The sequence below is a fragment of the Sphingomonas sp. P4_D12 genome, from assembly GCF_056401895.1.
Genome location: NZ_JBFUIL010000009.1, coordinates 35,151 through 56,755, shown reverse-complemented (window position 1 = coordinate 56,755; position 21,605 = coordinate 35,151). Strand labels below are relative to the sequence as shown.

General features: G+C 66.5%; 19 protein-coding genes and 1 tRNA gene. 14 read left to right on the top strand and 6 right to left on the bottom strand.

The window, feature by feature from the left end; genetic code table 11:
- The first annotated feature begins 18 nt into the window (after positions 1 to 18).
- The 4 genes from AC1DSD_RS17585 (at position 19) to AC1DSD_RS17570 (ending at position 4,799) form a co-directional block, all read left to right on the top strand.
- Positions 19 to 1,305 (top strand): thiamine pyrophosphate-dependent enzyme, encoded by a 1,287-nt coding sequence (locus tag AC1DSD_RS17585; protein WP_478031896.1) that lies wholly within the window; start codon positions 19 to 21, stop codon positions 1,303 to 1,305.
- A 166-nt stretch (positions 1,306 to 1,471) separates the two neighbouring features.
- Complete coding sequence (locus AC1DSD_RS17580; RefSeq protein ID WP_478032034.1) at positions 1,472 to 2,476, top strand: alpha-ketoacid dehydrogenase subunit beta; 1,005 nt, start codon at positions 1,472 to 1,474, stop codon at positions 2,474 to 2,476.
- 5 nt (positions 2,477 to 2,481) lie between these two features.
- A complete protein-coding gene (locus tag AC1DSD_RS17575; protein WP_478031895.1) occupies positions 2,482 to 3,858 on the top strand; it encodes a dihydrolipoamide acetyltransferase family protein in 1,377 nt (458 codons plus the stop codon).
- Positions 3,859 to 3,959: 101 nt separating this feature from the next.
- A complete protein-coding gene (locus AC1DSD_RS17570) occupies positions 3,960 to 4,799 on the top strand; it encodes an EF-hand domain-containing protein (RefSeq protein WP_478031893.1) in 840 nt (279 codons plus the stop codon).
- Between the two features lie 8 nt (positions 4,800 to 4,807).
- Here the strand turns inward: AC1DSD_RS17570 and AC1DSD_RS17565 are convergent, their stop codons facing one another.
- Positions 4,808 to 5,782, bottom strand: coding sequence for a hypothetical protein (locus AC1DSD_RS17565; protein ID WP_478031892.1), 975 nt, complete (start codon positions 5,780 to 5,782; stop codon positions 4,808 to 4,810).
- Positions 5,783 to 5,904: 122 nt separating this feature from the next.
- Here AC1DSD_RS17565 and dapF point away from each other — a divergent pair, with 122 nt between their 5' ends.
- The gene (gene dapF / locus AC1DSD_RS17560) at positions 5,905 to 6,864 is read left to right on the top strand and encodes a diaminopimelate epimerase (protein WP_478032033.1); all 960 of its coding nucleotides are present in this window, start codon (positions 5,905 to 5,907) and stop codon (positions 6,862 to 6,864) included.
- Positions 6,865 to 6,882: 18 nt separating this feature from the next.
- Here dapF and AC1DSD_RS17555 read toward each other — a convergent pair whose 3' ends face one another.
- On the bottom strand, positions 6,883 to 7,719 hold the full coding sequence (locus AC1DSD_RS17555) for a J domain-containing protein (RefSeq protein ID WP_478031890.1): 837 nt from the start codon (positions 7,717 to 7,719) through the stop codon (positions 6,883 to 6,885).
- 288 nt (positions 7,720 to 8,007) lie between these two features.
- On the opposite strand from AC1DSD_RS17555, the gene AC1DSD_RS17550 reads away from it, so the two are divergent.
- Together AC1DSD_RS17550 and AC1DSD_RS17545 are read left to right on the top strand one after the other, a co-directional pair.
- Positions 8,008 to 9,138, top strand: a complete 1,131-nt coding sequence (locus AC1DSD_RS17550; protein ID WP_478031889.1) for an OmpA family protein — start codon at positions 8,008 to 8,010, stop codon at positions 9,136 to 9,138.
- Positions 9,139 to 9,572: 434 nt separating this feature from the next.
- Positions 9,573 to 10,874, top strand: a complete 1,302-nt coding sequence (locus AC1DSD_RS17545; protein WP_478031887.1) for a UDP-glucose dehydrogenase family protein — start codon at positions 9,573 to 9,575, stop codon at positions 10,872 to 10,874.
- 50 nt (positions 10,875 to 10,924) lie between these two features.
- On the opposite strand, the gene ygfZ is transcribed toward AC1DSD_RS17545, so the two are convergent.
- Positions 10,925 to 11,641 carry a CAF17-like 4Fe-4S cluster assembly/insertion protein YgfZ gene (ygfZ, locus tag AC1DSD_RS17540; protein ID WP_478031885.1) on the bottom strand — a complete coding sequence of 239 codons (717 nt, stop codon included), beginning with the start codon at positions 11,639 to 11,641 and terminating at the stop codon, positions 10,925 to 10,927.
- Positions 11,642 to 11,718: 77 nt separating this feature from the next.
- On the opposite strand from ygfZ, the gene pyrC reads away from it, so the two are divergent.
- Entirely contained in the window at positions 11,719 to 12,744 is a 1,026-nt protein-coding gene (gene pyrC / locus AC1DSD_RS17535; protein ID WP_478031884.1) for a dihydroorotase, read from the top strand.
- Positions 12,745 to 12,917: 173 nt separating this feature from the next.
- Here pyrC and AC1DSD_RS17530 read toward each other — a convergent pair whose 3' ends face one another.
- On the bottom strand, positions 12,918 to 13,661 hold the full coding sequence (locus AC1DSD_RS17530; protein ID WP_478031883.1) for a DUF1134 domain-containing protein: 744 nt from the start codon (positions 13,659 to 13,661) through the stop codon (positions 12,918 to 12,920).
- 162 nt (positions 13,662 to 13,823) lie between these two features.
- On the opposite strand from AC1DSD_RS17530, the gene AC1DSD_RS17525 reads away from it, so the two are divergent.
- A tRNA-Ser gene (locus AC1DSD_RS17525) sits at positions 13,824 to 13,913 on the top strand.
- Between the two features lie 76 nt (positions 13,914 to 13,989).
- Here the strand turns inward: AC1DSD_RS17525 and cueR are convergent.
- Complete coding sequence (cueR, locus tag AC1DSD_RS17520) at positions 13,990 to 14,379, bottom strand: Cu(I)-responsive transcriptional regulator (protein ID WP_478031882.1); 390 nt, start codon at positions 14,377 to 14,379, stop codon at positions 13,990 to 13,992.
- Complete coding sequence (locus AC1DSD_RS17515; protein WP_478031881.1) at positions 14,376 to 16,727, bottom strand: heavy metal translocating P-type ATPase; 2,352 nt, start codon at positions 16,725 to 16,727, stop codon at positions 14,376 to 14,378. The genes cueR and AC1DSD_RS17515 overlap by 4 nt, the downstream gene beginning before the upstream one ends.
- Before the next feature lie 332 nt (positions 16,728 to 17,059).
- Here AC1DSD_RS17515 and AC1DSD_RS17510 point away from each other — a divergent pair, with 332 nt between their 5' ends.
- The 5 genes from AC1DSD_RS17510 to AC1DSD_RS17490 all read left to right on the top strand — a co-directional run bounded on the left by AC1DSD_RS17510 (position 17,060) and on the right by AC1DSD_RS17490 (position 21,582).
- Positions 17,060 to 17,341 carry a hypothetical protein gene (locus AC1DSD_RS17510; RefSeq protein ID WP_478031880.1) on the top strand — a complete coding sequence of 94 codons (282 nt, stop codon included), beginning with the start codon at positions 17,060 to 17,062 and terminating at the stop codon, positions 17,339 to 17,341.
- On the top strand, positions 17,338 to 17,778 hold the full coding sequence (locus tag AC1DSD_RS17505; RefSeq protein ID WP_478031878.1) for a periplasmic heavy metal sensor: 441 nt from the start codon (positions 17,338 to 17,340) through the stop codon (positions 17,776 to 17,778). Before AC1DSD_RS17510 ends, AC1DSD_RS17505 begins: the two co-directional genes overlap by 4 nt.
- Positions 17,775 to 18,344, top strand: coding sequence for an RNA polymerase sigma factor (locus tag AC1DSD_RS17500; protein ID WP_478031877.1), 570 nt, complete (start codon positions 17,775 to 17,777; stop codon positions 18,342 to 18,344). The genes AC1DSD_RS17505 and AC1DSD_RS17500 overlap by 4 nt, the downstream gene beginning before the upstream one ends.
- A 122-nt stretch (positions 18,345 to 18,466) precedes the next feature.
- Positions 18,467 to 20,392 (top strand): copper resistance system multicopper oxidase, encoded by a 1,926-nt coding sequence (locus tag AC1DSD_RS17495; RefSeq protein WP_478031875.1) that lies wholly within the window; start codon positions 18,467 to 18,469, stop codon positions 20,390 to 20,392.
- Positions 20,389 to 21,582 carry a copper resistance protein B gene (locus tag AC1DSD_RS17490; RefSeq protein ID WP_478031874.1) on the top strand — a complete coding sequence of 398 codons (1,194 nt, stop codon included), beginning with the start codon at positions 20,389 to 20,391 and terminating at the stop codon, positions 21,580 to 21,582. Before AC1DSD_RS17495 ends, AC1DSD_RS17490 begins: the two co-directional genes overlap by 4 nt.
- Positions 21,583 to 21,605: the final 23 nt, after the last annotated feature.

Sequence of the window (21,605 nt, the reverse complement as noted above, 5' to 3'; positions counted from 1 at the left end):
GTCGAACCTGGAGAGAGCATGGCCAGCGATCATCCGCGCGCCAATTTGAAGCCCCTGTCGCTGCACGTGCCGGAACCCAAATTCCGCCCCGGCGACACGGTCGATTTCGGCGAAGTCGACGTGCCCCCCGCCGGATCGGTGCGGCGTCCCGATACCGCCGATAAGGCGCAGGACTTCGCCGACCTCGCTTACACCATGGTCCGCGTGCTCGATGAGGACAATCGCGCGGTCGGCCCCTGGGACCCCAAGCTTTCGCCCGACGCGCTGCGCCGCATGCTTCGCAACATGGCATTGGTCCGCGCGTTCGACGAGCGCATGTTCCGCGCCCAGCGCCAGGGCAAGACCAGCTTCTACATGAAGAGCCTGGGTGAGGAAGCGGTGTCGATCGGCGCCGCCGCCGCGCTCGCCGATGACGACATGTGCTTCCCGAGCTATCGTCAGCAAGGCATCCTGATCTCGCGCGGTTGTCCGCTGGTCGACATGATGAACCAGATCTATTCGAACAATGGCGACAAGCTCCAGGGCAAGCAGCTGCCGATCATGTATTCGGAGCGGCGGTTCAGCTTCTTCTCGATCTCCGGCAATCTCACCACGCAATATCCGCAAGCGGTCGGCTGGGCGATGGCCTCGGCGTCGCGCGGCGACACGCGGATCGCCTCGACCTGGTGCGGCGAAGGGTCGACCGCGGAAGGCGACTTCCATTCGGCGCTGACCTTCGCGACGGTCTATCGCGCGCCGGTCATCTTCAACGTCGTCAATAATCAATGGGCGATCAGCTCGTTCTCGGGATTCGCCGGGGCGGAAGCGACCACCTTCGCCGCGCGCGCGATCGGCTATGGCATTGCTGGCCTGCGCGTCGACGGCAACGACGCGCTCGCGGTCTATGCCGCGATGTCCTGGGCGGCGGAGCGCGCGCGGACCAACCAGGGCCCGACCCTGATCGAGCATTTCACCTATCGTGCCGAAGGGCATTCGACCTCGGACGACCCGACGCAATATCGCTCGGCAGGCGAGCCGACGGCCTGGCCGCTCGGCGATCCCGTCACGCGGCTCAAGGACCATCTCATCGCGATCGGCGAATGGGACGAGGAGCGCCATGTCGCGCAGGACAAGGAGCTCGCCGAAATGGTGCGCGACGCGCAAAAAGAGGCCGAGAAGAACGGCATCCTCGGCCACGGCCTGCACCAGCCGCTCGATACCTTGTTCGACGGCGTGTTCGAGGAAATGCCATGGCATCTGCGCGAGCAGCAGCAGCAGATGATGAGCGAAGAAGAAGCATCGGGGCGGCCATGGGCGCGCAAGTGATTGCCTTCAGCAACGCCGTCATCCCTGCGAAAGCAGGGATCTCGTGCCGCCAGCGCGCGCTCTATTTTCATGAGACCCCAGCGTTCGCTGGGGTGACGGAGTTGGTCTGGTGAGCGACGTCATCGAAACCGAAGCGGGCGCGGCCGATACCGGCACCACCTCCCGCATGAACATGATCCAGGCGATCAACTCGGCGCTCGACGTGATGATGGCGCGCGACCCCAGCGTGATCGTGATGGGCGAGGATGTCGGCTATTTCGGCGGCGTGTTCCGTGCGACCGCCGGGCTGCAGAAGAAGCACGGCAAGACGCGCGTGTTCGACACGCCGATCACCGAATGCGGCATCATCGGCGTCGCGGTCGGCATGGGCGCTTATGGCCTGCGCCCGGTGCCGGAGATCCAGTTCGCTGACTATATCTATCCCGCGCTCGACCAGCTCGTGTCGGAAGCGGCGCGGCTGCGCTATCGCTCGGCGGGCGAGTTCATCGCGCCGATGACGATCCGCTCACCTTATGGCGGCGGCATCTTCGGCGGGCAGACGCATTCGCAATCGCCCGAGGGCATTTTCACCCACGTCTCGGGCGTGAAGACGGTGATCCCGGCGACGCCGTACGACGCCAAGGGCCTGCTGATCGCGGCGATCGAGGACAATGATCCAACGATCTTCTTCGAGCCCAAGCGTATCTATAACGGCCCGTTCAACGGCCATTGGGACCGTCCGGCGGAGAATTGGTCGAAACATCCCGGCGGCGAAGTGCCCGAGGGCTATTACAAGGTGCCGCTGGGCAAGGCGAACGTCGTCCGCGCCGGCGAGGCGCTGACGATCCTCTGCTACGGCACGATGGTCCATGTTTGCCGGGCCGTGATCGAGGAAGCCGGCGTGGACGCCGAGATTCTCGATTTGCGCACGCTGGTCCCGCTCGACATCGAGGCGATCGAGGAGTCGGTCAAGAAGACCGGCCGCTGCATGATCGTCCACGAAGCGACGCGCACCTCGGGCTTCGGCGCCGAATTGTCGGCGCTGGTCCAGGAACGTTGTTTCTACCATCTCGAGGCACCGATCGAACGCGTCACCGGGTTCGACACGCCTTACCCCCACAGCCTCGAATGGGCCTATTTCCCCGGCCCGGTCCGTATCGGACAGGCGCTCAAAAAGATCATGAAGGACTGATCCGCATGGCCCGGTTTGAATTTCGCTTGCCCGACATCGGTGAAGGCATCGCAGAAGCCGAGATCGTCGCCTGGCACGTCAAGGTTGGCGATGCGGTCGAGGAAGACCAGCAGCTCGCCGACATGATGACCGACAAGGCGACGGTCGAGATGGAAAGCCCGGTCTCGGGAACCGTCGTGTCCTTGGCGGGCGAGGTCGGGGATCAGATCCCGATCGGCTCGACCCTTGTGGTGATCGAGACTGCGGGCGAGGCGAGCGCCGAGCCTGAGACGAAGGTCGAGGAGGTCGCGGAGGAGATCGAGGCGGAGACGCCCGGCGCAGCCGATGCCGAAGGCAAGACCCCGGCGTATGAAGCCGAATCTCCCCTACCGCCTGCGGGAGTGGCCGGGGAAGGGCATGTCGCCAGTCCCGCCGCCGAAGAAACAAGCCCTCCCCTAACCCAGGTCAGGGTGGACGATGCCCCGCATCGTCCAGGTCAGGCCGGGGGCCTGACCGACCCTGACCTCGCAAGCGGGAGGGGGACTCCCGTCCTAGCCACCCCCGCGGTCCGCCAGCGCGCCAAAGACCTCGGCGTCGACCTAAGCCAAGTCAAAACCGACGGCGACCGCATCCGCCACGCCGATCTCGACGCCTTCCTGCGCTACGGCTCTGGCCAGGGCTATCATGCCCCGCACGCGAGCCGCGCGCGCGAGGACGAGGTGATCAAGGTCATCGGCATGCGCCGCCGCATTGCCGAGAACATGCAGGCGGCCAAGCGCAACATCCCGCATTTCACGTATGTCGACGAGATCGACGTGACCGCGCTCGAGGACATGCGCGCCGACCTCAACGCCAATCGCGGGGGGCGGCCCAAGCTCACCATGCTGCCGTTCCTGATCGTCGCCATTTGCCGCACCCTACCCGATTTCCCGATGCTCAATGCGCGCTACGACGACGAAGCCGGCGTGGTGACGCGCTCGGGCCGGGTCCATCTCGGCATGGCGACGCAAACCGATGCCGGGCTCACCGTTCCCGTCATCCGCGATGCGCAGGACAGGAACGTGTGGCAGCTCGCGACCGAGATCACGCGGCTGGCCGAGGCCGCGCGCGCCAACAAGCTCAAGCCTGACGAAATGGGCGGCGGCACGATCACCGTGACCTCGCTCGGGCCGTTGGGCGGCATCGCGACGACGCCGGTGATCAACCGGCCCGAAGTGGCGATCATCGGCCCCAACAAGATCGTCGAGCGCCCGGTATTCCGTGGCGACGACATCGTCCGTGCCAAGCTGATGAACCTGTCGATCAGCTGCGACCATCGTGTCGTCGATGGCTGGGATGCGGCGAGCTACGTCCAGGCGGTGCGCAAATATCTCGAGACGCCGGTCCTGCTGTTCGCCGACTGACCAGCTGCGCCGGCGCCAGCGCGGCCGTTGCGGCCCGACATAGTTGTGCGACAAAGCGCGCCTAGCGTCCTGCCCTTGAGCGTTGGGGCGGAGTATCGGCGATGGGTTTCTGGTTGGGATTGATGTTGATGGCGGGCGGGCAGGCGGTGCCACCGATACCGCCTTTGGCCGGTAAGCTGCCCGACGACGACAAGCCTGCCGCCGCCCCGCAGGACAGCCCGCGCGGCCGGCTGTTCATCAGCCCGATGGGCGAGCCGTTTCGCGGCCCCGATCCTGTGGGAATGTGGTTCGACGGCGCCGACACCAATCATGACGGCGTGGTGACGCTCGCCGAGTTCACCGCCGATGCGGACCGCTTCTTCCTGCGGCTCGATCGCGGGCATGACGGCGAGATCGATCCCGACGATATCGACTATTACGAGACCGTGCTCGCCCCCGAAATCCGTACCGGCGGTGAAGGCGGCATGGCCGCCGGCCGGCCGAGTGGCGGTGCGCGTCGCGGCGGTGGCGGCCGACATGGCGGCGGCGGCGGTGGTGGGGGTGGAGGCCGCGGCGGCGGTCGCATGGGCGGTGGCGGTGGTGGCGGCGACGCCCAATCGACCAGCAGCGACGCGCAGCCACGTTATTCCGACGTCAAACGCGGTGCGGCGCGCTTCTCGTTCTTCGATTATCCCGAGCCGGTCACCGTTGCCGACACCAATTTCAACCGTGGGGTCGATCCCAAGGAGTTCCGTGACGCCGCGGCGGATCGCTTCGCGATGCTCGACACCAAGCATGACGGCAAACTCACCCGCGCCGAACTTCCCAAATTGAGCGCGCCGGCGGCGGGCCAGTTCGGCGGCAAGGGCAAGCGGAGAGGCGGCAGAGGTTGGTCGCGCGGCGACGCCACCGGCAACGGCTCGCCCCCGGCGGACAAGGATGGCGGCGACTCCGCGCCCTGAGGCGCCGGTCAGAAGCGCGACCGGCTGTCGAGCAATCCGGTCTCGGTCATCTTGCGGCGCGCGTTGGCGACCAATGCGGTTTGCTCCCTGACCGCATCGTTCCAATCGGTGATCGTTCGGTTGAACGTGCCGACATCGCCCTGATTGTAGAACATGAACTGGCCGCCGACCGCTTTCCAGCGATGCGTCGCGAGGAACGTGCACAACCGGCCGCCGATCTCGAGTTGCTGGCGCTGCAATTCGCTCGACCGGCGCGAATTGGCCAGATTGCTGTCCAGTCCCTTGTCGAACGCCTTGATCAACTCGCGCCGGGTCGCCTCGTCCTTGACGATCTCGCCCAGCCGCGTGTGGACCCGCGCGATCGCCGCGGTCACGCGGCGATCCGACTGGTCGATTTTCGGTTCAACCCGAACAAATCTCGCGCAATCCTTGAGCATCGCCGGCGTGTTGCTGACCATATAGGCGTCGTGCAGCCGATCCATGCCCATCACCTGGAACATCGCCTCGCGCTGGTGCCGTTCGGAGGTCATGTCGCGGAGGAAATCGAACATCGTCCGCGTGATCGGGCCGACCGCCATGCCCGGTGGCAGGCGGGGCTCGCCGGTCTCGTCGATACGGATTCGCCGGACGTTGGCGGCGTCCATCCGCAGCGCGATCGTGTCAAAGGCGATCGCGGCGGCAACGGTGAGCAGGGCGATGCCCCATAGGACCGCCGCTACGCCGATTTTCCAGCCCGTCGTGGCGTGGCGGAGCGTCAGGAACCAGGCGCCGCCCCAGACCAGTGCCGCCAATATCGTCGCTACCGCGAGCGCGCCCGCGCTATGCGTCGATATGTCGACCGGCGACAGGTTGATCGCGACGATCGCGATCAGCAGGATCGCGCCGGCCCCCGCCAGCATGGCGATCCACGGACGGCCATCGGATTGCTCGAGTGCGGCTTCCCATTCGTCGAGACCTTCGTCTCGCCATGTCGACGATATCATGCGCGGCCCCCGCTTTCCCCGCCGGCAACATGTCGTGCGCCGTGTCGCGCGGCAAGGGGCGAATGCGCCATGCCGGCACGCGATGGTTTGAACCGCGCGCGCGACGGCGCTACAGCGCGGCGATGCGGTTCGCGTTCGTCAAATGCCATGGTTCGGGCAACGATTTCCCGATGATCGATGCGCGTGCCATCGAATTGCCCGACGCTGCCTGGGCCCAGGTCGCTCGCGCGCTGGCCGATCGGCGCGGGCCGGTCGGCGGCGACGGCTTGCTGCTGCTGACCGCGGGCGATGCGCGGCACGATTTCGGCTTCCGCATGTTCAACAGCGACGGGTCGGAGGCTGAGACTTGTCTCAACGGGCTGCGCTGCGTCGCCCGCGCCGGGTTCGATGTGCTGGGGATCGACCATGCGCACGTCCATCTCAAGACCTCGGTGGTCGAGGTGACGCGCGATCCCGATCTTGCGCCGGGCGTGGTGACGGTTCGCGAACTGGCCGGTCCGGCATCGCTCGATATCGTCGACTGGCCGATGACGATCGACCGGCAACAGAATGTTCAGATGGCGATTCCCGGATTGCCCAGCGATCGGCCGTTCACCGCGGTCTCGATTCCCAACCCGCATCTGATCGCGTTCGTCGACGCGGTCGATGAGCAGGAACTCGTGGCGGTCGGTCAGCTGTGCGAATCGGCGCCCGACTGGCTGCCCAACCGCGCCAATGTCAGCTTCGTCGAAACGCGTCCCGGCGGCCTGTTCGTCCGCACGTTCGAACGCGGTGTCGGGCTGACCGACAGTTGCGGCAGCGCGATGGCGGCCTCGACCTTCGCCGCCTGCCTGACCGAGCGCGCGCGCTTCGATACCGAAATCACCGTCTGGAACGCGGGCGGGTTGATCAGGGCCTGTGCCGATCCCGATGGCATGGTCCGGCTATCGGGCAATGCCACTTACGAATGGGAAGGGTCGGCCGACGTCGATCTCGACCGCGCTTTGGCCGGCGAGCTCGTCGTGACGCGGCATTTCAACGACGAGATCGCGGCCTGGGCGGGGGTAGCGGACCAGGCGATCGCGGCACCTCGACCGGCCTGATCGCGGACCGGCTGCAGGTTACTGCCGCTTGGGGAACGAGGCTGTTCGGTGAAGCTGGGCGCGGATTTGCCCAAGGCGCGTCGTCGCGGCCGTGGCTGGGATGCCGAGCCGGACGTAGCGCGCCGCCGATGCTGTCGTATCGCGCCCGGCGGCCATGTCGAAGGCAGCGCAGAAATCGTCCGATTCCCACCGTGCCAGGCTGGCCGCGCGCTGGGCGCAGCCGCGGCTATAAGCAGCGATTCCTGGCTGGCCGTCGCGGCGGACGACGCGGCTATATTGGCGGACGGCAAGGCGGATGGTCGCGTGGTCGATCTGCGGCGCGGCGACCGGGGTCGGCGGCGATGTCGCTGCCGACGTCGGGATAGCCGGACTCGCGGCAGCGCTGCCGGCCCCGAATCCGGCGGGCGTGAGCAGGCGCCGCACCTGGCGGAAACTCGACCGCGCGAAGCTCGCGGCCGACCCGCTATCGCCCCCCGGCAGCATCGCCGCGACCTGTCCGGGCACGCCGGGCAGAGTGATCGCGACCGCCGGCAACCCGACAAAGGCGAGGATCAGCACCAGCGTGGTGCCGGCTCCGCGGCGCGGCGGCATCGGATAGGGCGACGCCCAGCCGGGTCGCGTCTCGTCATCGGGCGGTGCCGCGCGTTGCAGGTCATAGGCGATACGGCGGTTGTTATTGCCCAATACCGCCCAGGCCGCGTTGAACGCGCGGGTACGGTCGTCGGCGTCGGGCACGCCATGCGCGGTATCGGGATGGTATTTGCGCAACAGCGCCTTCCACGCGGCGCGGATCACGGCGTGGTCCGCGTCGGGCGTTACGCCGAGCATCGCGTAATAATCGGGCGCTGCCGCCATCGCCAATATTTGCGCCCAAAAGGCGAACTCGGCAAGCGTGGGATGCGCGATCCTGGCCGGGCTGATCGCGCTGTTGGCGCCGTCCGTCGCAGGCGGTTGGCGGACGATGGTCGCACCGCTCTTTCCGCCGTGCCGCCAAGCGGGCGGGAAACCCGAAACCGACGGAAAACCGGGTAAAAGTGTTGCTCCGCCGCCACAGCGGATCAGCTTTGTTTCGCTTGCGTGGAAACGAACCTTTGGGTAGGGAGTTTGCGCTGTCCGTAGTGACAACCGTGAAAGGGGATACAGATGCGCAAGCTTGCCATTGCCGTGGCGCTCGCTTCAACCGCACTTGCGACGCCCGCGCTTGCGCGCGATAAGGCGTGGTATGTTGGCGTCGAAGGCGGCGCGATGATTGTCGAAGACATTCACTTCGACATCGGTGCGGCGCCAGACGCCATGAAGATCGACCATAACTACGGTTATGACGTCGGTGGCCAGGTCGGTTACGACTTCGGTATGTTCCGCGTCGAAACCGAAGTTTCGTACAAGTCCGCCAATGTCGACGCGATCAGCTCGAGCCTTCGCATTCCGGCGTATAACAGCGCTGGCGCTCTGGTTCAGTCGAACGCCGGCAGCTATAGCTATGCCGGGGGCAAGACCACCGCGTTGAGCTTCATGCTGAACGGCATGCTCGACTTCGGCGACGATGATGGCCTGCAGGGCTTCGTCGGCGGCGGTGTCGGTGTCGCTCGCGTCAAGGCCGACAAGTACGCGCTCAACACCTACGGCTCGTTCCTGAACGATTCGGACACGGTGTTCGCGTGGCAGGCGATTGCGGGTATCCGTGCGCCGATCACCAACCATATCGACGCGTCGCTGAAGTATCGCTTCTTCAACGCCGAGAACGTCAAGCTGGTCGACGTGACCGGCCGGACGCTGGACGGACGCTTCCGTACGCACAGCATCCTGGGCGGCTTCACCTACAACTTCGGCGAACCGCCGGCTCCGCCGCCGCCGCCGCCGCCTCCGCCTCCGCCTCCTCCGCCGCCGGAACCGCCGGCGCCGCCGCCTCCGCCGGCCGTGGTCTGCTCGCCGGGACCGTTCATCGTGTTCTTCGAGTGGGACAAGTCGGATATCACGCCGGAAGCGGCGTCGATCCTCGACAACGCGATCAGCCAGTACGCGAACTGCGGCAATGCCCAGGTCATGCTGGCGGGTCACGCGGACCGTTCGGGTTCGGCCAAGTACAATGTCGGCCTCTCGCAGCGTCGTGCCGACGCGGTGAAGGCTTACATGGTCGCCCATTCGGTTCCGGATGGTGTCATCAGCGAGCAGGCGTTCGGCGAGAGCCGTCCGCGTGTCGAGACCGCCGATGGCGTCCGCGAGGTCCAGAACCGTCGCGTGGAGATCACCTACGGCCCGTCTTCGGGTCAGTAAGTCTCCAACGACTGAAAGATTTGGGGAGGTCGGTTCGCCGGCCTCCCTTTTTCTTTGCGTGTGAGCGGAAGGGAATAGCGCAGCTATTTCCACCAGCGAACACGCACGGCCGGCGGGCGTGAGGCGCCCGACCGACGACGCGGCTTTGCCGCGGCGGTTTTCCCGAGCTTAGCCCTCTCCCGTTTACGGGAGAGGGTTGGGTGAGGGTCTTCTTACTTCTCCTGGCCCGACACTTGCCTTGAAGAAGTAAGAAGACCCTCACCCTCCCACCGCTTCGCGGCGGGCCCCTCCCTCTCCCGCACGCGGGAGAGGGGGCGACGGTTCACGGCTCAGGCCGGCTCACACAGGGATGGCAAAGCCCCCTACTTGCGATAGAGCACGCGGGTCACGATCTGGCGGGTCGCCGGACATGCCGTCTGCACCGAGGGACTAGAATGAAAATCACGATGATCGGATCGGGCTATGTCGGCCTGGTGTCGGGAGCCTGCTTTTCCGATTTCGGCCACGACGTGGTCTGCGTCGACAAGGATGCGGCCAAGATCGAGGCGCTCCAGGGCGGTCGCATGCCGATCTACGAACCCGGCCTCGACCAGCTCGTCGCGACCAACGTCGCCGCCGGGCGCCTGACCTTCACCACCGATCTCGCCACCGCGGTCGCGGGCGCCGATGCCATTTTCATCGCGGTGGGCACGCCGTCGCGCCGCGGTGACGGCCATGCCGACCTGACCTATGTGTTCGAGGCGACCAAGGAGATCGCCGCGGCGGTCACCGGGCCCACCGTCGTCGTCACCAAGTCGACCGTGCCGGTCGGCACCGGCGACCGCGTCGAGGAGATTCTGCGCGAAGAACGCCCCGATATCGACATCGCAGTCGTTTCCAATCCCGAATTCCTGCGCGAGGGCGCCGCGATCGGCGACTTCAAGCGGCCCGACCGTATCGTCATCGGCAGCGAGGATGCGCGCGCCCGCGAAGTGATGCGCGAAGTGTATCGCCCGCTCTATCTCAACGAGAGCCCGATCCTGTTCGTCAGCCGCCGCACCTCGGAACTGATCAAATACGCCGCCAATGCCTTCCTCGCGACCAAGATCACCTTCATCAACGAGATCGCCGATTTGTGCGAAGCGGTTGGCGCCAACGTCCAGGACGTGTCACGCGGGATCGGGCTCGACAATCGCATCGGCGCCAAGTTCCTCCATGCCGGACCCGGCTATGGCGGCTCGTGCTTCCCCAAGGACACGCTGGCGCTGCTCAAGACCGCCGAGGATCACGAGAGCCCGGTCCACATCGTCGAGGCGGTGGTGAAGGTCAATGACAGCCGCAAGCGCGCGATGGGCCGCAAGGTACTCCACGCGCTGGGCGACGAGCCCCGCGGCAAGTCGGTCGCGGTGCTGGGGCTGACGTTCAAGCCGAACACCGACGACATGCGCGACGCGCCCAGCCTGGCGGTGGTGCAGAGCCTGCAGGACGCCGGCGTGACGGTGCGCGCGTTCGATCCCGAAGGGATGGAGGCGGCCAAGGCGATGATGCCCGGCGTCATCTTCTGCAAAGATGCCTATGAGGCCGCGACCGGCGCCGACGCGGTAACGATCGTGACCGAATGGGACACGTTCCGCGCGCTCGATCTGCGGCGGCTGGCAAGCGTGATGACCGCGCCCGTGATGGTCGATCTGCGCAACGTCTATCGGCCGGATGACGTTCGCAAACTTGGCTTCGCTTATTCCTCGGTCGGGCGCTGACGATCAGGCGGCGGTTATCTCCCCTCCCGCAAGCGGGAGGGGAATAAGCGTCAGATCAGCGCCGTCGCCAGCCACGGTGCGACGATCGCATCGCCCAGGGCCTCGACCCGGCGTAGTTCGACCATCAGGCCGAGATCGGGATAGACCGCGCGCGTCCGGTCGCCCGCGGGCGCGATCGGCGCGACCACCAGCCGCCGGTTGACCTTGGCGCGATAATGCATCCGCGCGGTATTCTCCTGCCCGACATAACAGCCCTTGGCGAAGCTCACGCCGTTGAGTTCGCTGGCATTCGCCTCCAGCCACAAGGTCTTGTCCTGGCCAAGCTCGGCGACCCCCTCCGTCACGCCGAGCGACAGGCGGTGCGCGCGCCACCCTTGCGCCGGCTCGCTTGGCATCCCCAGCCAACGCCGACCCAGTTCCGGCAAGCGCGGGTCGGGCACGCCCAACGCGCTGTCCCGCGCCCAATGCACTGCGCCCGCGACGCGTTCGATCGTGATCGGCCGTCGCAGCCGGTACATCATCAGCCGCCGCGCCAACGCGTCGGCCTCGGCCGCCTCGCAATCGATCAGCACCGAATCGCCGTCCGCCCAGAGCAGGAAGTCGAACAGCGCCTTGCCTTGCGGGGTCAGTAGCCCCGACCAGCGCGGCGCAGCGGGGTCGAGCGTCAGCACGTCCTGCGTCACCAGCCCTTGCAGGAAATCGCGGACGTCGTCGCCGGCCAGGCGGATCAGTGCGCGGTCGTCCAGCATGGTTCCAGTGTCGCTCATGGTGCCAAACTAGTGCGCGCCCGCCCGAATCCAAGCCATGCTGGCGGATCGCGGCGCACGATTGTAGGGCGATTGTCATGACCGATCGCCTGACCATCCGCCGCCCCGACGACTGGCATGTCCATCTGCGCGACGGCGCGATGCTGGAGGCGGTCGTCGCGCACACCGCGCGCCAGTTCGCGCGCGCCATCGTGATGCCCAACCTCACGCCGCCGGTCACCAACGTCGCCGCGGCCGAAGCTTATCGCACGCGCATCCGCGCCGCCTTGCCCGCCGGCAGCGACTTCACGCCACTGATGACCTGCTATCTGACCGACGGTGCCGACCCTGCCGAGATTGAGCGCGGGCATGAAGCGGGCGCGTTCACCGCGTGCAAGCTCTACCCCGCGCACGCCACGACCAATTCCGCGCATGGCGTCACCGACATCCGCGCATTGGGCGCGGTGCTCGAAACGATGCAGCGGATCGGCATGCCGCTGCTGATCCACGGCGAGGTCACCGACCGCGATGTCGACATTTTCGACCGCGAGGCGGTGTTCATCGATCGCACGCTGGCGCCGCTGGTGCGCGACTTCCCCGCGCTCAAGATCGTGCTCGAGCACATCACCACCGCCGAAGCCGCTGAATTCGTGGCCGACGCCGGTCCGCTGGTCGCCGCGACGATCACGCCGCAACACCTCCACCTCAACCGCAACGCTTTGTTCGACGGCGGGCTGAGGCCGCATGCTTATTGCCTGCCAGTGATCAAGCGCGAGCGCCATCGTCTCGCGGTGCGTGCGGCGGCGGTGTCGGGTTCGCCCAAATTCTTCCTCGGTACCGACAGCGCGCCGCATGCGGTCGAGCGCAAGGAAATGGATTGCGGCTGTGCCGGCATCTTCAACGCGCCGTTCGCGCTCGAAAGCTATGCCGCGGTGTTCGAGGAAGAAGGCGCGCTCGACAAATTCGAGGGCTTTGCCTCGGAACATGGCCCGCGCTTTTATGGACTGCCGCTCAACGAGGGGACGGTGACGCTGGAGCGCGTGGCGACCGAGGTGCCGGCGCGCGTCGCGGGGCTGGTGTCGTTCCATGCCGGTGAGACGCTGGAGTGGCGGTTAGTGGTATAGCTCCGGAATACCCTCTCCCGCTTGCGGGAGAGGGAGGGGCCCGCGAAGCGGGAGGGTGAGGGTCTTCTTCAACTTGCGACGCGGGCAGAGCCCGCGTCGTCGGTCGGCGCTGTGCGCCGCCGGCCGGGCCGATGCGAGTCAGCGGGCGAGGGCGCCCGCTGCCGCATTCGGCCTTAAAACGGCATCCACTTCGATTTGTGGGTGAATTTCATATAGCCGGCATTGACCCCGGCGCGCCAGCCGACGCCCAAGCGGATCGGGATCAGCACGATGTTGCCGCGCCGGAGATAGGTCGCCGAGAATCCGCCGACGAAATAGAGTCGTCCTTCGCCGCTCGGGAAGCGCTTGTAGAGATCCTCGGTGTCGTAGAGATTGTACACCAACACGAACACCTTGGTGGCGTCGCCGCCGACATCGAACCCGACCGATGGGCCGGTCCAATAGATCTTCTGGTCGCCCGCCACCTTGTGGCTGAGCGTGCCCGAGCCGTAGCGCAGTCCGACGACGAACGCGCCCGATGCCTCGCGCCCGGCGATATAGGCGTTGGGCCGCCCCTGATTCTTCAGAGTCTTCTCGATGATCCCGGCCAGACCCTTGGCGCCCTTGCCGAATACGCCTTCAGCCGCGTCGAGCACGTCGTCGTCGCCATAAGTCGGGCCGGTGGTCGGCGGGATCGGCGGCGGGGCAGTGGTGGTGGTCGCGGTCTCGTCCTGCGGCGGCGGCGCCTCGTCATAGGCCGGCACGCTCGGATTGGCGGGCGGCGGCGTGTACGGCGCGGGCTGTGGCGGTGGCGGCGGCGATCGTTGCAGGTCGCCATCGATCGCCTTGTTGGGATCGATCGTGGTCATCTGCGCGGCGACCGGCCCGGTGATCGTCAGCATCGCCAACGACAGAATAGTCAATAAACGGCGCATCATCGCCCCCAACCCCAACCCATACATGCCATACGCTAAGCCCGGCGGAGATTGCCCGGCAATGAACGCAGCGGCGATCCGAGTCTATTCCGCGCCCGACCGAGTCGAAACCCCCGGTTGATCACCTAGGGGACGCTCGCTATAGGCCCGCATTCTGCCGCAACCGGAGACGTGGGTGAGTGGCTGAAACCAACGCTTTGCTAAAGCGTCATACGGGAAACCGTATCGAGGGTTCGAATCCCTCCGTCTCCGCCAAAACGCCGGCACCGTGATCGAGTGCCATTGGCGGCGTCGCGGTTGCAGCCGGCAGTTGCAATGCCATGCGGCATCTTCACTCGCTCGCCAGATTATCGAGGATCGGGCAGTCGGGCCGGGTGTCGCCGTGGCAGCGTTGGGCGAGGTCGATCAGCGTCCGTCGCATCGCCTCGAGCGCTTCGGCCTTGCGATGGAGTTCTCTGGCTCGCGTCGTGGCCAATGCCTTGACTTCGGCGCTCGCGCGGCTGCGGTCGTTCCACAGGTCAAGCAATGTGCGGATGTCCTCGATCGGAAAGCCGAGGTCGCGCGCATTGGCGATGAAGCGCAACCGGTGGAGATCGGCGGGCGAATAATCGCGATAACCGCTGTCGCGCCGCGGCGCGCGCGGGATCAGCCCGATCTTCTCGTAGTGGCGGATCATCCGCTGCGAGACGCCGCTCGCTTCCGAGGCCTGGCCGATGTTCATAGCTTCACCGCGTTGAGTCGGAGCGCGTTCAATACCACCGTGAAGCTCGACAGCGCCATCGCCGCGCCCGCGAACATCGGCGACATCAGGATCCCGGCGACCGGGTAGAGCACGCCCGCCGCGACCGGCACGCCGATCCCGTTGAACAGGAACGAGAAGAACAGGTTCTGGCGGATATTGCCCATCGTCGCATGTGCGAGCCTGCGTGCCCTCACCATTGCCGACAAGTCGCCCTTGGTCAGCGTCATGCCCGCGCTTTCGATCGCGACATCGGTGCCGGTCCCCATCGCCACCCCGACATCGGCCGCTGCCAGCGCGGGCGCGTCGTTGATGCCGTCGCCGGCCATCGCCACGGTGGCGCCCTTCGCCTTGAGTTCGCCGACGATGCGCGCCTTGTCCTCGGGCTTGAGATCGGCATGGACCTCGTCAATCCCGCCGATCTGGCGGGCGATCGCCTCTGCCGTGCCGCGGCTGTCGCCGGTCAGCATGACGATCCTGAGCCCGTCGCGGTGCAGCGCGGCGATCGCGTCGCGGGCCGATTCCTTGAGCGGGTCGGCGACCGCGACCAGACCGGCCAGCCGTCCCTCGATCGCCACCAACATGACCCCGGCGCCTTCGCTGCGATGACGTTCGGCGGTTTCGTCCAACGCCGCCGGATCGATTCCGACGCGCCGCATCTGTGCGGCATTGCCAACGACTACCGCGCGCCCGCCGACGCGCCCGCTGATCCCGAGACCGGTCTGCGATTCGAAATCCTCGACCGGCGCCAGCTCCAGGCGTCTCGCCTCGGCCGCCTCGACGATCGCGCGCGCCAGCGGGTGCTCCGAACGGCTCTCGACCGCCGCCGCGGCGGCGATCAGCGCGTCTTCGCCCAGGTCGCCGAGCGGCTCGGCGGCGATCAGCTTGGGCCGCCCCTCCGTCAGCGTTCCGGTCTTGTCGATCACCAGCGTGTCGACCTTTTCCAGCGCCTGCAACGCCTCGGCATTCTTGACCAGTACGCCGGCATGCGCGCCGCGTCCGGTCCCGACCATGATCGACATCGGCGTCGCGAGCCCGAGCGCGCAGGGGCACGCGATGATCAGCACCGCGATTGCGTTCAACAGCGCGTGGCCGAAGCGCGGCTCGGGACCGACCAAATTCCACACTACGAACGTGGCGACCGCGATCGCGACGACCAGCGGCACGAACCATCCCGAGATGCGGTCGGCTACCGCCTGAATCGGCGCCCGGCTGCGCTGTGCCTGCGCGACCATCTTGACGATCCGGGCGAGCACCGTGTCGGAGCCGATCGCCCGGGCTTCGATCACCAGGCTGCCGGTGCTGTTGACCGTGCCGCCGGTGACCCGCGCCTGCGCCTCCTTGAGCACCGGCGCGGGCTCGCCGGTCAGCATCGATTCGTCGACCGGGGAACGGCCCTCGATAACCATGCCGTCGACCGGGATCGCTTCGCCCGGGCGCACGCGCAGCCTGTCGCCGACCATGACTTCGCCCAACGGCACTTCGCTCTCGCCGCCGTCGGCATCGATCCGGCGCGCCGTTTTTGGCGCGAGGTTGAGCAGCGCCCGGATCGCGCGCCCGGTCGCCGCGCGGGCGCGGAGTTCGAGCACTTGTCCCAGCAGCACCAAGGTCACTACGACGCCGGCCGCCTCATAATAAACCGGGATCATCATGCCGTGTTGCCGGAAGCTGGGCGGAAACAGGCCAGGCGCGACCGTGGCGACCAGGCTGTACGTGAACGCCGCGCCAACGCCGATCGCGATCAGTGTGAACATATTATAGTGGCGGGTCTTGAGCGACGCCCAGCCGCGCTCGAAAAACGGCAATCCACCCCACAGCACGATCGGCGCCGTCAGCAGCAATTGCACCCAGGGCGACCACTTCGGATCGACGAGGCGGATGCCGAGCATTTCGGCGCCCATCGAAATCGCGAGTAACGGCAAGGTGAGCACGCCCGACACCCATAGTCGCCGCGTGAAGTCGACCAGCTCGGGATTGGGCGCATCGTCGAGCGACGGCTCTTCGGGCTCGAGCGCCATGCCGCAGATCGGGCACGTGCCCGGACCGTCGCGACGGATCTGCGGATGCATCGGACAGGTCCAGATGGTGCCTGGCGCCGCCTCGGGCTCTGGGCGAGCGCCACCCAGATAGGATTCAGGGCTGGCCACGAACTTGGCGCGGCAGCCGGCGCTGCAGAAATGATAGCCTTGACCGTCATGCTCGGCATGGTGCGGCGTCGCGGCCGGATCCACGGTCATGCCGCAGACCGGGTCCTTCACCTGGCCCTCGGTCAGGGCGTGACCGGAACAGCAGCCGCTTGCGGGATGGGCATGGTGGTCGGCGTGATTCATGTAACGGTCCTCCGATGCCACCCCATGTCGGGTCTGACATCATGTCAGGGTCAAGCCCCGAATTTATGCCGCCCCGGCCCGGCGATCTCGATCGGAGTGGGCATAAGCCGCAACCGGCGCAACAAGCAGCACGGCCGCGCTGATCGGGGCAAAACGCAAAAGCGGCATTCTCCGGAGGGCCGACAAGACGTCGGCAATCAGGAGTACGCATCTCGCCCCAGCAACCCCTCATCAATCAGCACAGAAATTTTGCGATTCGGGGCCCGCACGTTTTTTTTGAGGGATTGCTTCGCCCGGCGCGTAAGAGCGAGAAAGGGCGAGCGGAGATGGTTATGGAACAGGATCTGGACGCGGCCCTTCGACGGCTTTCGACCATACCGGCGCACCCGGGGCTCATGTCGATCGAAGGCGCGGTGCTCGGGCGGTTGCACGACCGTGCAGGCACGACGACCGTACACGGAATTGGAATCGGAGCCGTCGCCGTTGTCGCGGCGCTGACGCTCGGGATTATAAGCGGCGGTTCGCTTCAGGCGAAGGCGGCACCTGACACGCTTTCGCCGTTCGGTCCCTCGAGCCCGCTCGCACCGTCGACCCTGCTGACGGCCAGCCAGTGAAACCGCTGCGCTGGACGATCGTCATCGCGGTGGTGGCGTTCCTGGCCGGCATCGCCGGGGTGTTTATCGGCCGCGCGCTGGTTCCCGTGCCGCAAGACGAGGGCACCGAACTCCATGGGGTGCTCCACCATCAACTACATCTCGATCGGGGGCAGGAGGTTCGGCTCGACGCACTTGAGCAGCGCTTCGCGATCCGCCGTCGCGCGCTCGAGCTCGAGCTACGCGCCGCCAATGCGCGACTCGCGGGCGCAATCCAGGCCGAGCACGGCAATGGTCCGCAGGTCGCCGCCGCGGTCGATGCTTCGCATGCCGTGATGGGCGAGCTCCAGAAGGATACGCTCGCGCATATCTTCGCGATGCGACAAATACTGCGGCCGGATCAGGCGGCGAAGTTCGATCAGGCGGTGGTGAAGGCGCTGACCGTCGACGCGCGGTGACGCTCGATCTCACCGCGCTGACCGACGGCGAGCTGGCCGCGCTCAGCATCGCCGGGCGCGACTCCGCCTTCGCGGAGATCATGCGCCGCCACCGCGAGCCCCTGTATCGCATCATCGCGAACAATATCGGCGATACCGACGAGGCGCTCGACCTCGTGCAGGAAAGTTTCGTTGCCGCGCACCGCGCGCTCGTGCGCTACGAGCCCGACCGCCCGATGCGGCGCTGGCTCGTGACGATCGCGCTCAACAAGTGCCGCGATTGGCGCCGCCGGCGCGCGGTCAGGCGATTGTTCGCGTTCGCTCTGCCGCTTGATGACACCAGCAACCAGATCGCCGAGGATCGCACGCTCCCCGACGCGGAGGCCGCCGGCCGCGAGGAAATGGCGCGCCTCTCGCGTGCGATCGCCGAGCTTCCGGCGGCGCTCCGCGAGCCCCTGATCCTGCACACGATCGACGAGCTGAGTCAGGGCGAGACCGCTGCAATATTGTCGATCAGCGAGAAGGCGGTCGAGACACGCATACGCCGCGCGCGCGCCAAGCTTGCCGAGCGCCTCGGCAGAGGCTGAATCGCGGTGCTTGACCCTGACATAGTGTCAGACCCCATGTTGTCCGGGAAAAGTGAGGGGCACGCGCACGACGTGCGTATGCCTTTCAGACGCCCAAGTTGAAGACGGGACCCAGGACCAGCATGACCGACACCATCGACCGCCGCCAGTTGCTGCGTGGCGCCACGTTCGCGGGAGGCGGCCTCGCGCTGGCGGCGTGGTTGCCTGCCTGGGCGCAAACCAATTCGGCTGGCATCGTGCGACCGCTCCCGACGCTTTCCGGCGAGGATATCACGCTGACGATCGCGCGCCAGACAATGGTCATCGACGGTCGCAGAATGAGCGCGATCGGGGTCAACGGTGCCGTGCCCGCGCCGCTTTTGCGATTGCGCGAAGGGCAGAAGGTCCGGCTCAACGTGGTCAACGCGCTCGACGAGGACAGCTCGATTCACTGGCACGGCATGCTCGTGCCGACCCAGTTCGACGGCGTGCCCGGCGTTTCCTTCCCCGGCATCAAACCGCGCTCGACCTTCAGCTATGAATTTCCGATCCGGCAATCGGGCACCTATTGGTACCACAGCCATTCCGGGTTGCAGGAGCAGCTCGGCCATTATGGGCCGATCGTCATCGACCCGGCGGGCACCGATCCCGTGCACTATGACCGCGAACATGTGCTCGTGCTCGCCGATCATAGTGCGTTGTCGCCGGCGGAGATCTTCCGCCGGATCAAGGTCGATCCGGGTCACTTCAACTTTCAGCGCCAGACGCTCTCCGGGCTGCTTGCCAAGCGCGACCAGCCGATCAAGGACCGGATGGACTGGGGCCGGATGCGAATGGATCCGACCGACATCCTCGACGTGACCGGCTCCGCCTATACCTATATCGTCAATGGCTTTGGCCCACGCGACAATTGGACTGCGTTGTTCAAGCCCGGCGAGCGCGTGCGGCTGCGCATCATCAATGCCTCCGCCATGACCAATTTCAACGTCCGCATTCCCGGCCTGTCGCTGTCGATCGTCCAGGCGGACGGCCAGAACGTCCATCCCGTTGCGGTCGACGAATTCCAGATCGGTGTCGCTGAGACTTACGATGCAATCGTCATACCGTCAGAGGACAAGGCCTATTCGATCATCGCGGAAGCGGTCGACCGATCCGGGATGGCGCGCGCCACGCTGGCACCTCGCCCCGGAATGGTCGGCGAAGTCCCGCCGCTCAGGAAGCGCCCGGTCGCGACCATGAAGGACATGGGGATGGACATGTCGAGCATGCCCGGGATGGAGGGCATGGACAATTCGGGCGGGATGGCGCCGCAGCGCGGCATCGATCCGAGCGCCGAGCAGAACCGCTCGGCGAGGCTGGCAACGTCAGGTGCCGCCTTGTCGGCTGCACCGCAAGGGACGGACGCGATGCCCGGCATGGCCTCCGGTGACATGGCCGGCATGGACCATGGCAAGATGGCGGGGATGTCCGGCCAGAATGGCGGCGCGGATATGGGCGGCGCGAACATGGGTTCGATGAAGATGCGCGATTTCTCGAACGCGCCCCAGGTCAAGAAAGGCCCGGGCGTCCAGACGATCGCGCCCATGCCGATGGACCGCACCGGCGAACCCGGCCAGGGGCTAGAGGACGCGGGCCACAGGGTGCTGGTCTACAGGGACCTGATGGCGCTCGACCGCAATCCCGACGTGCGTGCGCCGTCGCGCAGCATCGACATCCACCTGACCGGCAACATGGAGCGGTTCATGTGGTCGTTCGACGGCGAGAAGATGTCCGACGTGCACGACCCGATCCCCTTTATCGAGGGCGAGCGGGTTCGGGTGAACCTCATCAACGACACGATGATGAGTCACCCGATCCATATCCATGGCCACTTCTTCGAATTGGTCACGGGACATGGCGATCACGGCCCCCGCAAGCACACGGTCCTCGTTCAGCCCGGCGGCAAGGTGACCTGGGATTTCACTGCCGATGCCGTCGGCGACTGGGCGTTCCATTGCCACCTTCTGTACCACATGATGGCGGGCATGATGCGCATCGTCAGCGTGCGGCCGAAGGGAGAGGCGGCATGAGCCGCCGCCTCACCGCCGCGTTCGCGACCGCCGCCGCTCTCGTGCTCACCGCCCCCGCTGTCGCCCAGACCATGCCGGGGATGAACATGCCCGGGATGAAAATGCCCGCACCGGCGGCAAAGAAGCCGGCCGCAAGGAAGCCCGTCACCAAAAAAGCCGCAGCGAAGAAGCCAATCGCGCGGCGCAAGGCTGCGCCCCGCACCAGGCCCGCGGGGCCCGCGCCGGCGATGGACAGATCGATGCCGGGCATGGCGATGCCGCCCGCCAAGCCCGGTGCGCAGCCCATGCCGGCAATGCCCGGAATGACGCAGCCTGAGCCAAGCGGCGGGCCGGCCGCCCAGCCGGCGATGCCCGGGATGGACATGTCGAGCGACCACAAGGGGCACGACATGGGCGCGATGCCGGAAATGGCGATGCCGGGCATGGAGCAGACGGGCACCGCGCTTCCTGCGGGCAACGCACCCGCACCGACCCCGCCGATGGATCATTACGCCGACCGCCTTTTCCCCGCCGGGGAAATGGAGCGCGCACGCATGCAGGCGATGCGCGAACAGGGTGGCGGGACATTCTACCAGGTGATGTTCAATCTCGCTGAATATCAGGCGCGCGAAGGTCGCGACGGCTACCGCTGGGATGGCGAGGCATTTGTCGGCGGCGACATCAATCGGCTGTGGCTCAAGTCCGAAGGCGAAGGCGCGTTTCGCGAGGGTGTCGAAACTGCCGAAGTCCAGGCACTCTACAGCCATGCGATCGGACCCTATTTCAACCTGCAAGCCGGGGTACGGCACGATTTCCAGCCGTCGCCCACGCGAACCTATGCCACGGTCGGCTTCGAAGGCCTCGCCCCCTATATGTTCGAAGTCGAAGGTGCGGTCTTCCTCAGCAACAAGGGCGAGTTGCTCGGTCGCCTCGAAGGCTATTACGACCAGCGCATCACCCAGCGCCTGATCTTGCAGCCGCGCGTCGAGCTCAATCTATCGGCGCAGGATGCGCCCCAGATTCGGCTTGGCTCGGGGCTGACGGACGCCGAGCTCGGGCTGCGGCTGCGCTACGAGATCAGCCGCCAGTTCGCGCCTTATATCGGCGTCTCGTACGAGGCGAAGACCGGCCGCACCGCCGACTACGTGCGCGCTGACGGCAAGGATCCGACAACCACGAGCTTCGTCGCCGGCATGCGCTTCTGGTTCTGAGCGATCGTCGGCGGCGGCAACAG